The 15827-nt window shown below is 39.6% G+C and carries 13 protein-coding genes; 5 read left to right on the top strand and 8 right to left on the bottom strand.

From position 1 onward, the window contains the following. Nucleotides 1–266 precede the first annotated feature (266 nt). The 3 genes from MMO38_RS06030 (at nt 267) to MMO38_RS06040 (ending at nt 4709) form a co-directional block, all read left to right on the top strand. On the top strand, nt 267–3101 hold the full coding sequence (locus tag MMO38_RS06030; RefSeq protein WP_241322914.1) for a ribonucleoside-diphosphate reductase subunit alpha: 2835 nt from the start codon (nt 267–269) through the stop codon (nt 3099–3101). A gap of 51 nt (nt 3102–3152) precedes the next feature. Then, nucleotides 3153–3287, top strand: a complete 135-nt coding sequence (locus tag MMO38_RS06035; RefSeq protein WP_165382399.1) for a preprotein translocase subunit YajC — start codon at nt 3153–3155, stop codon at nt 3285–3287. Between the two features lie 138 nt (nt 3288–3425). Next, nucleotides 3426–4709 (top strand): ribonucleotide-diphosphate reductase subunit beta, encoded by a 1284-nt coding sequence (locus MMO38_RS06040; protein WP_241322915.1) that lies wholly within the window; start codon nt 3426–3428, stop codon nt 4707–4709. 111 nt (nt 4710–4820) lie between these two features. On the opposite strand, the gene MMO38_RS06045 is transcribed toward MMO38_RS06040, so the two are convergent. From MMO38_RS06045 to MMO38_RS06075, 7 genes are all read right to left on the bottom strand, one after another. Continuing rightward, on the bottom strand, nt 4821–6767 hold the full coding sequence (locus tag MMO38_RS06045; RefSeq protein ID WP_241322916.1) for a DUF3732 domain-containing protein: 1947 nt from the start codon (nt 6765–6767) through the stop codon (nt 4821–4823). Then, entirely contained in the window at nt 6764–7252 is a 489-nt protein-coding gene (locus MMO38_RS06050) for a three component ABC system middle component (RefSeq protein WP_241322917.1), read from the bottom strand. Before MMO38_RS06050 ends, MMO38_RS06045 begins: the two co-directional genes overlap by 4 nt. Then, nucleotides 7249–8475 carry an ABC-three component system protein gene (locus MMO38_RS06055; protein WP_241322918.1) on the bottom strand — a complete coding sequence of 409 codons (1227 nt, stop codon included), beginning with the start codon at nt 8473–8475 and terminating at the stop codon, nt 7249–7251. Before MMO38_RS06055 ends, MMO38_RS06050 begins: the two co-directional genes overlap by 4 nt. Nucleotides 8476–8798: 323 nt before the next feature. Further along, the gene (locus MMO38_RS06060; protein WP_241322919.1) at nt 8799–10142 is read right to left on the bottom strand and encodes a DUF3526 domain-containing protein; all 1344 of its coding nucleotides are present in this window, start codon (nt 10140–10142) and stop codon (nt 8799–8801) included. Continuing rightward, nucleotides 10139–11569 (bottom strand): DUF3526 domain-containing protein, encoded by a 1431-nt coding sequence (locus tag MMO38_RS06065; protein ID WP_241322920.1) that lies wholly within the window; start codon nt 11567–11569, stop codon nt 10139–10141. Before MMO38_RS06065 ends, MMO38_RS06060 begins: the two co-directional genes overlap by 4 nt. Continuing rightward, complete coding sequence (locus tag MMO38_RS06070; RefSeq protein ID WP_004669846.1) at nt 11566–12327, bottom strand: ATP-binding cassette domain-containing protein; 762 nt, start codon at nt 12325–12327, stop codon at nt 11566–11568. The genes MMO38_RS06065 and MMO38_RS06070 overlap by 4 nt, the downstream gene beginning before the upstream one ends. Nucleotides 12328–12602: 275 nt before the next feature. Then, nucleotides 12603–12785, bottom strand: a complete 183-nt coding sequence (locus MMO38_RS06075) for a hypothetical protein (protein WP_241322921.1) — start codon at nt 12783–12785, stop codon at nt 12603–12605. Nucleotides 12786–13301: 516 nt separating this feature from the next. Between MMO38_RS06075 and mqo the strand changes: the two genes are divergently transcribed. Further along, a complete protein-coding gene (mqo, locus tag MMO38_RS06080) occupies nt 13302–14942 on the top strand; it encodes a malate dehydrogenase (quinone) (RefSeq protein WP_241322922.1) in 1641 nt (546 codons plus the stop codon). A gap of 208 nt (nt 14943–15150) precedes the next feature. Here mqo and MMO38_RS06085 read toward each other — a convergent pair whose 3' ends face one another. Next, nucleotides 15151–15324, bottom strand: a complete 174-nt coding sequence (locus tag MMO38_RS06085; RefSeq protein ID WP_241322923.1) for a hypothetical protein — start codon at nt 15322–15324, stop codon at nt 15151–15153. Between the two features lie 28 nt (nt 15325–15352). On the opposite strand from MMO38_RS06085, the gene MMO38_RS06090 reads away from it, so the two are divergent. Continuing rightward, entirely contained in the window at nt 15353–15808 is a 456-nt protein-coding gene (locus tag MMO38_RS06090; RefSeq protein ID WP_241322949.1) for a hypothetical protein, read from the top strand. Nucleotides 15809–15827: the final 19 nt, after the last annotated feature.

A 15827-nucleotide genomic window follows, 5' to 3' on the forward strand; every position in this document is an offset into this window, starting at 1 on the left:
TTTTTGAGTTATCCACAGAGTTATCTATACGGCTTTTTGAAGGGCTTTGCTATGCTATGTGTCTGTGAAATCAGCAGTTAAAACATGAAAAAAACTTTAGTAAAATGTCAATATTGATCTACTGCTAAAAATACCGTATCTTGTGTTTAAAATAAACTTTAACCACTAAGTCTTGTGTTTATCCCTCAAACATCGTGGCATATTTTTTGCTCGATTCAAACGGTCTATGAACATAAAAATATAGATGATAATGGAGCTATGCTGACATGAGCATCATCACTTCTACACCCGGCCAACTTCAGGTAATTAAGCGCACTGGTGAAATTGCGACTTTTAACGCTGAAAAAATCTCTGTTGCGATTGGGAAAGCTTTTTTAGCTGTTGAAGGTCAACAAGGTGCTGACTCTAGTCGCATCCATGACCGTATCACGCAACTGACTGAGATGGTTCTGAATACATTTAATCGCCGTTTACCATCAGGTGGTACGATTCATATCGAAGAAATTCAAGATCAAGTTGAATTGGCATTAATGCGCACAGGCGAGCAAAAAGTTGCACGCGCTTATGTGATCTATCGTGATCAACGTGCAACTGCGCGCCAACAAACTGGGGCAAACCACCACCCAACACTCCAAATCATTGATGCCAAAGGTCAACTACAACCGTTAGACTTAGATGCATTGACGACCACGATCGAAACTGCAAGTGCAGATTTGGAAGGCATTGATGTACAAGCCATTGTCGATGAAACTGTTAAGAACTTATATAACGGTGTCAAAGAGAGTGATATTGCCACCACCATGATGATGGCAACACGTACCCGCATCGAACATGAACCAAACTACACCTATGTGACGGCACGTTTGTTATGTAATGAGTTGGTCAGCACAGGCTTAATCTTCTTAGGTTTACCAACCGATACTTCGGAAGGTGATGCTTTAGAAACCTTCTTAAAGAAAGGGATTGAGCTAGATCTACTCTCACCTGATCTTCTTAATTTTGACCTTGCAAAATTGGCAGCCGCGATTCAACCTGAACGCTCAAACCAATTTACTTATTTAGGTCTACAAACTTTATTTGACCGTTACTTTATCCATTCAAATGGCGTGCGTTTTGAATTACCACAATTATTCTTTATGCGTGTGTCGATGGGTCTGGCTGTCAGTGAAGAAAATAAAGAAGACCGTGCAATCGAGTTCTATAACTTACTGTCTAGCTTCGACTACATGGCATCTACGCCTACCCTATTTAACTCAGGGACATTACGCCCACAACTTTCAAGCTGTTACTTGACCACTATTGGTGATGACTTGTATGACATTTATGGTGCAATGCGTGACAACGCAATGCTATCAAAATGGGCTGGCGGTTTAGGTAATGACTGGACACCTGTTCGTGCGTTGAACTCATATATCAAAGGTACGAATGGTAAATCTCAGGGTGTTGTTCCATTCCTGAAAGTGGCCAACGATACCGCAGTCGCTGTCAACCAAGGTGGTAAACGTAAAGGTGCAGTATGTGCGTACCTAGAAACTTGGCACTTGGATATCGAAGAATTCCTAGAGCTACGTAAGAACACCGGTGATGATCGTCGTCGTACTCACGACATGAACACTGCAAACTGGGTGCCAGACCTATTTATGCAGCGTGTATTTGAAGATGGTGATTGGACATTATTCACCCCTTCTGAAACACCAGATTTGCATGACTTGACGGGCGCTGCCTTTGCTGAGCGTTATGCTTACTACGAAGGCATTGCGAAAGAAAGCAATATGCTTCATAAGAAAATCCGTGCGAAAGACTTATGGCGCAAAATGTTGTCTATGTTATTTGAAACAGGTCATCCTTGGATCACATTCAAAGACGTATGTAACTTACGCTCACCACAGCAACACGTTGGCGTAGTTCACTCATCTAATTTGTGTACAGAAATCACCTTAAATACCAGCCAAGATGAAATCGCGGTATGTAACTTAGGTTCGATTAACCTTGTAGAACACGTTAAAGGTGGTGTGCTCGATCGCGAGAAACTTGCTCGTACCATCAAAACTGCGGTTCGTATGCTCGATAACGTGATCGACATTAACTACTATGCAGTTCCACAAGCAAAGAACTCGAACTTGAAGCACCGCCCTGTCGGTATGGGTATCATGGGCTTCCAAGATGCACTTTATGAAATGGGCATCGCTTATGGTTCTGATGCAGCAGTTGATTTTGCTGATGAATCAATGGAAGTGATTAGCTACTATGCAATCCAAACTTCGAGTGATTTGGCTGTTGAGCGTGGTGTGTATACAACATTTAAAGGTTCATTGTGGGATCAAGGTATCCTTCCAATCGACTCTTTAGACCTTGTTGCAAAAACTCGTCCAGAGCGTATGTTTGAAGTTGACCGTACTCAACGTTTGGACTGGGACACATTACGTGCCAAAGTTCAAAAAGATGGTATGCGTAACTCAAATGTGATGGCGATTGCACCAACGGCAACCATTTCAAATATTTGTGGTGTGTCTCAATCCATTGAGCCAACATTCCAAAACTTATATGTGAAATCAAATCTTTCTGGTGAATTCACCGTGATCAACCCTTACCTCGTTCGTGCATTAAAAGAACGTGGTCTGTGGGATACCGTGATGGTCAATGACCTGAAACACTTTGAAGGTTCTGTACAAAAAATTGCGCGTATTCCTGAAGAATTGAAAGCAATCTTTGCGACTGCATTTGAAGTGGATACACGTTGGATCGTTGATGCTGCGTCTCGTCGTCAAAAATGGATCGATCAAGCACAATCATTGAACCTTTATATCGCTGGTGCAAATGGTAAGAAGCTTGACATCACCTATAAGATGGCATGGTTACGTGGTCTGAAGACGACTTATTACCTCCGAGCTTTGGGTGCAACCTCTGCTGAGAAATCAACGATTAATACGGGTGCACTCAATGCAGTGAAACCAGCATCGGCTGAAGCTCCTATTGTTGCAGCACAAGCTGTAGAAGAGAAAAAGCCAGAAGCTAAAGTTGAAGAAGACGGTTTTACCACTGCGGCTCCAGTGCCAATGGCGTGTTCAATCGACAACCCAGACTGTGAAGCTTGTCAGTAAAATTCTCCTAAATCCCCCTTTTCAAAAGGGGGGCTTAATTAAAAGGCAGAGATTATGTTCAATTTTAGCCATAACTATATGTTAGGACTTGCTGTTCTAATCTTTGCTTTTATTTTCTTTTATGTGCCCATGGTTTATGCATTTTTAGCCATTCGCAAACAACAGCGTAAGCAAAATAAGTCTTAGGGATTGTAGATCTGAATTCATCAAAATTTTGAATATCAATCGATAAAACTTAATTTTGCTTACACAATATAAGCGTATATTTAAGATGTCTTTGTTGAGATGTCGATAACAGCTATACACAACGAAGAGAGAACGCAAATGTCTATCCTAAGTTGGGACGATTTTGAAGATGATTCGCAAAAACCGACTACACATGAACACAAGTCTGCGCCCGTCGAACCGAAAAAAACGGTTGATACGCAGATGGTATCTGATGCAGAGCCTGCATCGCCGAGCGTGGCAGCTTCACAATCCACTGGAGCCAGTGCCATCCGATCAACAAATCCCACCGATTCGTTGGCTCGAGCATCTAAAGCCTTAGAACACCTCGATGTTGCACCGGGTTTAGAAGAGCTTGAGATGGGTGCACAACGTGTGCAAGTTGATGACAAAGCGATGATCAACTGCCGTGCGGACTTGAACCAGCTTGTTCCATTTAAATATGAATGGGCTTGGCAGAAGTATTTAGACGGATGTGCCAACCATTGGATGCCACAAGAAGTTAACATGAACCATGATATCGCACTTTGGAAGTCTGAAAATGGCTTAACCGAAGATGAGCGTACCATTATCATGCGTTCTTTAGGTTTCTTCTCGACTGCGGACTCATTGGTTGCAAACAACTTGGTTTTGGCGATTTACCGTCATATTACCAACCCTGAATGCCGCCAATACATCTTGCGTCAAGCATTTGAAGAAGCGATTCACACCCATGCTTATCAATACTGTATTGAGTCTTTGGGCATGGATGAAGGCGAAGTCTTCAATATGTACCGTGAAGTCCCAAGTGTTGCGCGTAAAGCAGCATGGGGTTTGAAATATACACAGTCATTGAGCGATCCAACCTTCCAAACTGGTACACCTGAAAACGATCAAATCTTATTGCGTAACTTGATTGCATTCTATTGTGTACTTGAAGGTATCTTCTTCTACTGTGGTTTCAGTCAAATCTTGTCTATGGGTCGTCGTAATAAGATGAATGGTGTTGCTGAGCAATTCCAATACATCTTGCGTGATGAGTCGATGCACTTGAACTTTGGTATCGATATGATTAACCAAATCAAGATCGAAAACCCACAGTTATGGACGGCTGAGTTCCAACAAGAAGTCATTCAAATGATTCTTGAAGGTACGATGCTTGAGATCGAATATGCACGTGACACGATGCCACGCGGTGTATTGGGTATGAACGCAGCAATGATGGAAGAATACTTAAAATTCATCTGTAACCGTCGCCTATCTCAACTTGGTTTACCAGAGCAATTTGCTGGTGTTGCCAATCCATTCCAGTGGATGTCGGAAATGATGGACTTGCGTAAAGAGAAGAATTTCTTCGAGACGCGCGTAACTGATTATCAAACTGGCGGTGCTTTGAGCTGGTAAGATAAACGTCACGTTACGCGACACATAAGTTGGCAAAGAACGACACATAAGTTGTCATTGATAAAAAACCGCCATAAATTGGCGGTTTTTTTACATTATAAATGTGGAAACTTATAAATTAGGCCAATCATCAGGAACAAGCGCTGGTGGTTTTGTCCAAGGAGTTTCGACTAAACACTCCTGAAACCATTGATCTCTTAAATTTGCGTGCTCAGTAACTATTATTTGGAATCCAGGGACTTCTTTTTGAGTAAACTCTAACAATAATGTAAATAATAATTTAACAGCATTAATATCAGCATCTAATTCAGTTTTTTGTACTGTTCCATCAGCTTCTTGATACAATTTTTCTGATGGGAAATAAACTTGCGTAGGTTGATCTATCATAAGGAATCTAGGAACTGGTCTATCATTTTTTACCATGAATGAGTGTAAACCCAACAGTGCTGATAAGTGATAAGCTAAATAGTTTTCTCCCCCACCTGTTCGACTCATTGGAACAGGTCTATCAGGTCTATCAAAAATTATTGTAGGAACAGATAGGTCAAGCCTTACGGGAAAATCACAAAACTCTGCTTTAAATTTAACTATATATTTCGAGATCTGAGATGAAATATTATTCATTATTGAAATAAAACGATCATTACTATCATCACCCACGTAACTCTGCATGAGTTCTTCAATTCTTAGTTTTAATCTTTGATTTTCTGATTCAAGCAGAACTATATCTGTATTAGAAACTAAGCTTTCCAAAAAAAGACTTACTCTTCCAATAACACGTAGTGCTGCATTATTACGTGTTTTCGCTTTTTCCATTAACTCATTAGCTTCTATTGCTTTAGACAATTGCAACTCAATTAAGTTTATATTTTCAACAACTTCTTGTAGTTCATTTTTCAATCCAACTAAATATGCTTCCAACTTAGGCTTCTGTGCACCCACTTGATTCATTTCACGATTTAGAGACTCAAGCTCATTAAGCAATAATTTAGCTATAGGAGAATCTAATGATAAATTATTCTCACAGAATGGCCATTGCCATTCATTTGTTTCTGGATTACGAGGCAAAGCCTTTATTGATTCTAATCGACTTTTTTGCTCATTAGCTTCTTGTTCAAACGTCACTGTTTTTTTAGAAAATTGTTGTGCAGAATCTATTCTTGATTGAATACCCTTACGTGTTTTTCTTAGTTCGAGCAAATCATTTTCTAAGCTAGAAATAATATTTCCAGTATCTTCTGTAATAGAATTAGGTCTCCAATCCAATATTTTATTTAAAATATCTCTTAAGTCTTCAAGGTTAGAATATTTGGTGTCGGAATGTATAACACCCACAGCTTTAGCTTCAGATAAAAAACCCAAACCTTTTTCTAAAAAAACATCTCTATCATTTTTAGCTTGTTCTAATAATTTACCATTTAATTTAAGTTCTCTTCGTAAGTTTCTAATTCTAGCCTCGACCTCAAAGCGTTGATCTGAAGAAATCCCTAATAAGATAGGTAATGTATCGCGAATAGCTTGAGGTTGAAAAGCTTCATTTTGTCTATAAAAAAGCTGATCTTTATTAGCTACGAAACTCTGTTTCTGGAAAAGATAATAATAAGTATGCTTAATATTCGTATCAAAACTATTTCTAGTATGTTCTAAAGCTACATTAGTCCTATTTTCAGGTATCCCCAATAATCCAGACAATAAGGTAACAACAGTCTCATCATCAGTATTTACCACCAGATCCTTATAATTGGGAATTTCTAAATTATTTCCTCTTCTCATCATTACTGTACGGCAACTCGAATATCCTTTCGAGGGGGCAGGTTTAGCAACCAATACCTCCTCAGATTGAAAATGGTAAATTACAGCGAACCATGAAACTTTATCTCGAATGACACCTTCTGGAATATTAAAAGAAGAACGCCCCATACAATACTCAATAATTTCTGAGAGTGCTGATTTTCCAGTAGATGAACGCCCAGTAATAATATTCAAACCGTTTACATTAAATTTAAGGCTACGAACTCGACCATCATGACTATAAATATGAACAGATTTTATTTTCATGGTCTAACCCCAAATGTTGTATAAATCGTAGCTCTGTCACCAATATGAGAAAATTCTTTTCCTATTAAACGTGCTACACGTTGACAAGCTTTTGTTTCATAAGAACCTGATATAGTTTTTCTCACTGTCTCCGGCATTGATTTTAAACATCCCATTTCCGAAACACTAAAACATCCTCTTTCCATTAAGAATCCCAGCGCTTCAAGTGTGTAAGGCATTAAATCTCTAGCCCTTTGTGCAAAATTTATTAAAATTTGAGGATGTCCATTAACAATTTTTAATAAATAACTTCTTGGATTAGCAGCAATAATTTCACGTGTATCTTTGTGTAAGCATAAAGGAAGCACTAATAAGGCTAATGAAAATGGCATTCCATCTGAATCAACTTCTTCGTAGGCTTGCATTGCCCTATATAAGATCAACCCACAAAAAGCTGGATTAAAAAGATTTTTTATTTCAAACGGGCGATGATCCCATCTTTTCATTTAGAAATTCCCAAAATTTCACCAAGTCTATCCATAAAATGTGGGTGCCAAAAAATTCGTACATTTGAAGGGTTATTAGCAAGAATATGAAAACCGCCCCTAATAACATAAGGTTCTGTTACACGTTCTCTAATTCGTAATGAATGAATATTTCCACTTTCTAAATCAGCCCATCTATAAACATTTTTACCAGCTGATTTAAGTACATCTTCGGCATCACTCTCATTTAAATCTTCAAATACAACGTCTTTATAACGACTCCATTCATCAACCAATCTATCTTCAAAACTCTCTATTTCACCTGAGATTAAAATATTTTCACGTGCCCATGATGATCTCTGCTCAAATGCACGGTAATAATCTAAAATAGCATTACGGATACGATTTGAAGCAACTCCTATTTCTCTTAATTGAATTACGAATAACCTATTATCATTTTCAACATCGATTTCTTGGATTGGAGATTTATCCCTAAATGTAATTGGTAAGTTATCACTTCTATATTCCTCAGCTATCTGATGCAGTTTGTCAGAAATTTCAAAACCATAAATTGCGTCAGGCTTAACTCCACTAAGCTGATCAATTATTAGATCATTCCACCATCCTTCGAGCCGCTCAAAAATACTAGACCTGTATTCAGGACGAATAGACCTCATATGTTGATCTTTAATTATATGGGGAATATCAATAATTCTTGGGCCACTATCAAAAATAATGACTCTCGAAAGAAAATCTGTTTTTTCAAAATATTTTAACTCATTAAATTCAAGAGCTATAGCCTTAATAAGTTTAGATTTAGATCTAGAAATAGCCTCTTCAACTTCTGAAACTGTCTCTTCAAATTCCTTAATATGTTTATTCAATTTTTCAAATGAGAATTTATTTAAAAAAGAACTTTCGCCTATGGAACTCGTTGTAAATAAATAAAAACGTAAATTTGAGTTGATGCGATCATCACGCTTATATCTTGCAAGCCATATTCGAATAGATTTCCAAAAATCCGTATCCAAATCAGTCAGTCTTTCACCAATAGCTTTGTGCTTAAGAGAAGATAAAGTTTTAATTCCATTTTGATCAAGAAAGTCTAAATCATCATCTTTTTCTATCAAAAAGGATGTTTCCTCTGGTAACTTTAATAGCTGAAGTAAGGCAAATCTAGGCTGATAAATATAACCAAGTCCTTGTTCACCTGCGGAATAATTATCCGTTGATTTTCCAACCATTAAAAAACCTATTGCACTGAATTTTTATAAATTTTGATATTTATATCACTTAAAAAATATATTTACTATTAGACAAGATCAATTATTAGAAAATATGAAGTAAAAATAATGGAAAAGTTAAATTTTTAACTTTTCTACAAAAAATCTTCTACCTTTATTCTAGATACACGCAAACTTCAAAATGAGGCTGTCTCATATCTAATAAATTGGTAGCAGTCCATATAAAAATAGAGCCATCAGGCTCTATTTTTTTAAGTCAACAATCGGAGTCGAAGTTTGCAAGATCACGACGTGGCGTACTACGCCATCTATCCTAAAAATCATCAATTGTAGATACGTCTTATCCCCAACCCTGCGATCAACCAACAAAGGATTAACATAATCCAAGTATGCATATGGATTGGTCCAGCATCATGCGACTCTGGTTTAAACACAGGTCGTGCATCAAACTCAGCAGAATTAAATTCCAAATCATGGAACAAATAGGGGTAGTAATACGTTCGAATCTGTTTATGGTAATTCGTAATCTGATCCTGATAATGCAATTGCGCAGGTAGATCGGTATTTGCAAATTGATGTAAGGCAACTTGCGTACCAACACCCGGCAAGAACCATCCGATACGATCAGTCCATGCCTGACGTTTCAACAAACCTTCACGATATTGCTGTGCTTGCCCAGCCACGCTCTCATCCCCTACTTGATGAAAAGCAAAATACCATTTCCATTGAAAGCCTTTTGCCAAAGGCGCAGTATCTTTCCACTCAGGATGACTCGCGAAAAAACGTTGCATGGTTTGTTCTCGTGGAACTTCCCAAGCACCATGCACGATCTGACGTTGTGCTAGCATTAAATCTACCCCTTGATGGACAGGAATAGTTCGAACCAAAGTAACATTCGCTAATGTTGGGAGCACTAACGTCAACATCACCCAAGCTCCCATCAATGCAGTAGCATTGGTTACTGAGCGCCAACCACGTGTAGCAACAAGTAACGCAAGTCCAACCCAAAAAGCCAAATAACTTGCCACGATGAATACAACCATACTCACCGTCGTCCATGCAGTGCCCGCAACAACTGCACCAATTAACACAGGTACAACCAAGCAAGTTAAAAGCAGACCATATCGCAATGCAACACGACGTCGCCAAATACGTGTTCCATCAGGTAGTGAGAGCAACAAACCTAAACGACCAGACTGACGTTCTACAGAGATCAGATCATGTAACAGTGCGATCACAAATAAAGGAACCAGATAAATCAGTACAAATGCAAAATCAAATCGACCCGACAATGCCAATTCAGGATTGAATACTTCTCCTTCATATAACTGTGCCTGTAAACCCAAAGCCCGCATTCGCAACACATAAGGCGCTGCATCCCGTAATCCCAACGCTAAAAAAGCAGCATCAGACGGTGTATCCCAAGTATTATGAAAAGTATAATACGCTGGATAACCAACATCCCCTGCATCGGCATATTGATCTGCTATGGCCGCTACATCCTGTTCATGAATAGAAGCTAAATGTTCAATTGTCTGGTGTTGCCGTTCAACTTCTTTTAAGCCAGACCATACCGACATGGTTGTCAGAGCCAATAGTAAGAGAATGGCCACGATAGAGAGAGTTGATCGTTGAAACAAACGCCATTCATGTATTAACCATTTCATCGTACAATTCTCCCGAGTCGGCTAGCTTGGAACCATGTGGCAATAGCGAGAGCGACTAACCACAGCAATAAAATACTGCCAGCAGGTACAATTTGTTGCCCAGTTTCAGAGACTGTTCTAGGTTTAAACTCAAATGTTGGGAAAGACTGCCAATGCTTGTGGTCAATACGATTTTCCTTATTTTTATCAGTATCGTCCGCATAACTTAAGGCTTCTGCTTGAAGCCGATTCAATCCTTGAATCAGGTCGTAACGATAATGCTCTCCTTGCTCTAAGAAACGACGGAAATTATCTAAATCTGTGCCTGAGGCTGTCATCGAAAGACGACGTAATGCCAATGTTGGGCTGAGCCATCCAAACCGATCAACGATTTGGTTTTGTTGTGCTTGCAAGTCAAGCGTTGCTGTTGCATAGCGGTTAAACAATTCTGTAGATTGACGTTCACCCTCCATGCCGACTAAGCCTTTAAAGTTGACTGGCAAATCCTCAATACGTGTAACACCATATTCTTTTAACACTTTATCTCGGAACTCAGTAAACTTCGGATCATCTGGATTATGCGCATCGCCTAATGCTCGATATTCACGTTGTGCATTAATTTCATTTTCCATTCGGGTTGGAAGCTCAATGGTTGTATTGACAATATCAGGTATCCAGCGTGGTAATAAAATGACCATTACAGCCCAAACCGCTAACATCGCTAAAAGCACATCACGGGTACGTGCAAATAAGCTAGACATCAATACAACAGCAAAAGTCCATATGAGTAACCAGAGGATATAACCTGCCGAAAGCCACAAAACGAATGACCATAATGTCTGCCCACTCATCGCCATCCAGCCTAACGCTAAAAGTGCAGGTAAAATGATCAATCCAGCAAAGCCAGTAAGTGCAAGCAACTTGCCCATAACCAGTTGCCGACCGCTCACCCCTTGTGCCAATAAAACCCGCAAGGTGCCTGATTCACGTTCACGTACCACCCCTGAATGGCCAACAAAAATTAATAGCAGTGGTGCCAACACTTGCAGAACAAAAGCAGGAGTCAACTGACCAAAACGTAATAACAAAGAGGATTGACGTACGTCACCAAAGTTTGCACTATTCTGCCGATGCCCTTCTAAAAACAGCGTATTACCCGTATAAGCATCAATACCAGTATCAAACGCGGCCAATGGATTGAGTGGTCGAAATACGAAATGTCCATAATGAACCATTCGGTGGGGATGGCGATCAGGTTGGGCTTCAAATTCATGATTAACCTGCGCCTGATAATGCGCTCGCTCAGCATTGGTTTGATTTTGATGTTCCCAAGCATTAAATGTTGCGACTAACATTAAGACCAAGAGTAATAACAAACCAAAAACTGCAACTCGGTTTCGAAACAAATAGCGCCATTCTTCGCGGGCGATTCGCTTCACAACACTCATAGTTCATATCCTGCATAACGACGATGCAATGCACGTACGTCAAAGCGATCAACACCCGTTGCAGCAACCTCTTCAACTAAACGTCCAGCATCCAAGAAGCCAATACGATCTGCAACATCAGCCGCACTCAGTAGGTCGTGTGTTACCATTAAAATAGCAACGCCTTGTTCACGTAACACACCTAATAATCGGTTAAATTCAGTCGTTGCCTGCGGATCAAGTCCAGAAGTCGGCTCATCCAAAAGCAATGCTGGTACTTTACGAGCTAGAGCCAAAGCAATCGCAACTTTTTGACGCATCCCTTTAGAAAATCCACCGACACGGCGATCAAAAGCGTCTTGAGCCAACCCTGCCGCCGCCAATGCTTGGTCAATACTGTCCTGACTTACATTTTGATCCGCTAAATCAAGTAAATAAGCAACATTTTCCCGTGCACTCAAATGCTCATACAGTGCAACATTTTCTGGAATATAGGCAATATTACGTCGAGCTTCAGCAGCTTGTGTAACCGGATCAACACCCTGTACACGTACTCGCCCCGCTTGAGGTGCAAGAAAACCAAGAAATAAGCTCAGCGTCGTGGTCTTACCTGCACCATTGGCACCAAGCAGAGCATAAATCTCACCACAACGGATATGTAAATCTAGTTGTTGCAGAATCGTTTTGTTGCCATAACCAGCAACGACTGTACTGGCCTCTAACACATAATCACTAGAATCAATGACAGTAGAAGGTAGCTTTAGTTTGTTTATACTCACTCGAAACCCTTTTATTCAATCAAAAGTGTGAAGCTCACACTGGATGGCTACTAACGAACAAATGGCATACTGTTTGTACTTTAGCGATCATAACCAATCACTAGATGCTTGTAATACCGATATAGTTCGCGACAAGTATTGATAAATATCTTTGTAATCAATAATTAGTTTTTCAAACTTATATTTCAGACCCAATTCAAAACCCCTAGCCTCCCCAAGAAAGACTTGCGCATCTCTTCTTGCTGTTGTGGCATAGATTTCATCTGTTAAGTTTTTCAGCAAAAATGAAAATATGGCATGCCTTGATCGTCATGCTTACCATCATCTTTTGAATGTTCAATCGAGAGAGAAGTAAATAATTCATCATTGATTTTATAAAGAAGTAAAGCACTTAAAGCATCTAATTCTCTTTTTCCACCATCAAAATCCGAACCAATTCGTCTTGTAATTGTATTCACTCTGATGGCTCTTGAACGTTAACCACGGGAAAACTCACCAAGCCAAAAGGTTATGTTATAACATTTCAACATAAAGGTGTATTTATAACATAACATTTACTGCGTTTAAAGAAACTTAAGTCAAAACTTAGGTTTAAGATCCGTCTAATTCAGTAATTTTGAATACAGACACACATGCACGAATTTCATGGATGTAATTTCCACCATTGTCTAGGATATGTAAGCGAATGCTTCGTACTCTCCACTCACTTTCTCCCAAGTGCTTTAACCCTAAAGCTAAAGTATTCAGATAAGTTACCCTGACCAAGAATTAAAAAAGTGATATGAGTCACGTATTTTGAAACATTAAATACACAAAAATACTATCCAAATTAAAGTAAAATTCACAAAATTGTCTCCAACATCAATTAAAGCACTCACCTATCCAGATGTGTCTTTAATGCGCCAATCCTCATTTAAATCTTTTCTCCCTATATCAAACATATCGGGAGTCATTTAATTTTTAAGGTAAATTGAATGAAAAAATTTTGGAAATACTTATTAGCACTCCTTCTAGTGCTAATCGTTATCGCAATTGCCTTTCTTTTTAGACCTGTTACGTCTAAGGCAATCAAAACTAAAAGTGACGAACCGACTGTCGATGTCGTATTAATCGGTGGCGGTATCATGAGTGCCACTCTAGGTGCTTACCTCAACGAATTACAACCCGATTGGAACGTTCGCATGTATGAACGTCTTGATGCAGTTGCTCAAGAAAGTTCTAATGGCTTTAACAATGCGGGTACAGGTCACTCTGGCTTTATGGAAATGAACTATACCGAAGAAAAAGACGGTAAGATGGACGTTTCTAAAGCAGTCAATGTGGCGAGTCAGTTTGAAATTGCAAAGCAATTTTGGGCGCACCAAGTGAAACAAGGTGTATTGGGTACTCCAAACAGCTTTATTAACCCTGTGCCACACATTGCCTTTGTATGGGGTGACAATGTGAAGTTCATGGAGAAGCGTTATGCAGCCATGACTCAAGAACCACTATTCGCGGGCATGAAAATTAGTGAAGACCCAACTGAAATTCAACAATGGGCACCATTGGTGATGGATGGCCGTGATCCGCAACAAAAAATCGCAGCAACACGTATGGACGTTGGTTCTGACGTGAACTACGGCGCGATCACAACTCAGCTAGTCAATCATCTGGAAAAAAATCCAAACTTCAAACTCAGAACGTCAACTGAAGTAACTGGCATCAGCAAAAATGATGACAATACTTGGTCTGTTGCGTTTAAAGATTTGAAATCTGGTGAAGTAAACCATGTCAAAACACGTTTTGTGTTTATTGGTGCGGGTGGTGCAGCCATTAAATTATTGCAAATGACTGGCTTGCCAGAAGCAAAACAATATGCAGGCTTCCCTGTCGGTGGTGAATTCCTTGTTACCGATAACCCTGCAATCACTGAAAAGCATACAGCCAAAGTTTATGGTCGTGCGGATCTTGGCGCGCCTCCGATGTCAGTACCGCATATTGATACACGTTATATCGACGGTAAGAAATATGTCTTGTTTGGACCTTTTGCAACCTATTCAAATAAGTTCCTAAAATATGGTTCACAACTTGATTTACTTGCATCGACCAACAAAAACAATGTGTTGCCAATGGCAGCGATTGGGATGCAAAATGCTGACCTCGTTCAGTATTTGGTTAGCCAAGTATTGATGTCGGATGAAGATCGCTTCAATGAGTTGAAAAAATACTACCCTGAAGCTGATCCGAAAGACTGGCACTTACGCCAAGGCGGTCAACGTGTACAGATCATCAAAAAAGAGCCGGGCAAACCTGCTAAATTGCAGTTTGGTACAGAAATCTTCGCCTCTGAAGATAAGTCTGTAACGGCACTTCTTGGCGCTTCTCCGGGTGCTTCAACCTCACCGTACATCATGCTGAACTTGCTAGAAAAAGCATTCCCTGAGCAAACGGCTGGGGAATGGAATGGCAAACTTCATGAGATCGTTCGTTCTTATGGTCAAGACCTTGCAACAGATCCAGCGTTGTTAGATCAAATCCGTCATTACACCAGCTCAACATTAGGCTTAACCTACTCAACGCCTGCGAACTTAGTTCCTGCTAAAAAAGTAGCTCAAGCGGAAGCTGTGGCTCAATAAATAAATCGCTACATAAATCAAAAGGGATGAGTTACGACTCATCCCTTTTTTATTGAGTATGCCCTGCTTTGCTCTACTACATCACCCATGTTTACAGCATGTTCGCGTCGAGACTTGAGCGTATTGACCATCAATATACAGTCCGCACTTTTCTGTTACATTACTTGATTAAAAAAAGCTATTTGTGCTCATTAGCCCTCGCAGTTTGCTATTCTTCATTGTTACCAGACAACTGTATTTTTTTGTCTTGGTTCTCACTATGATGACTACGTGTGACATTATCAACATTGTTATTCAATAAACCCAACTGCAATTTACCCTTTTCCGAGAGCATACTTGGACGCGCCACCGCTATCGGGGCATCTTTATGACGTCTAATCATGCGCTTGGTATTTTGTAATCTAATTCATATGAAAGACTCGTTACCCGCAACTTCTGGCCTCTCTAAATTTATTATTTTTTCCGTCTTTGTATGGTTGGTTCTTTTATGCCTCCAATCCGCTTATATTGTGATTATTGGTGGCAGTGCTTATCTGTTTTGGACTTCGTTGGGTCTGTTGCTACTTAATTTATTGAGTTTCCGACCAAGCACTTTTAAAAATCGAACCGCGTTACTGTTCACGACTTTGCTGCTGATTTATTTAGCACTAAACTCTCTTTTTTGTACTTATTTGATTTTAGCATTCTATTGTATTTTCTATTTATATTCAGGTAATTATCGATACAAAAAGCTCATCAAACTCGCTGGATTGTTTTTAATTTTAATCGTATTTGCGCTATATCAGGCTCAGTCCTTACATGAATTAAAAGAAAAATACGCAGCTCATGACACAGGTGAAACATGGCAACAGTACGGCGCTTTATAATACCCCAATAAAAAACCCC

Source organism: Acinetobacter sp. NIPH 1852 (genome assembly GCF_022549455.1).
Classification (GTDB): Bacteria; Pseudomonadota; Gammaproteobacteria; order Pseudomonadales; family Moraxellaceae; genus Acinetobacter.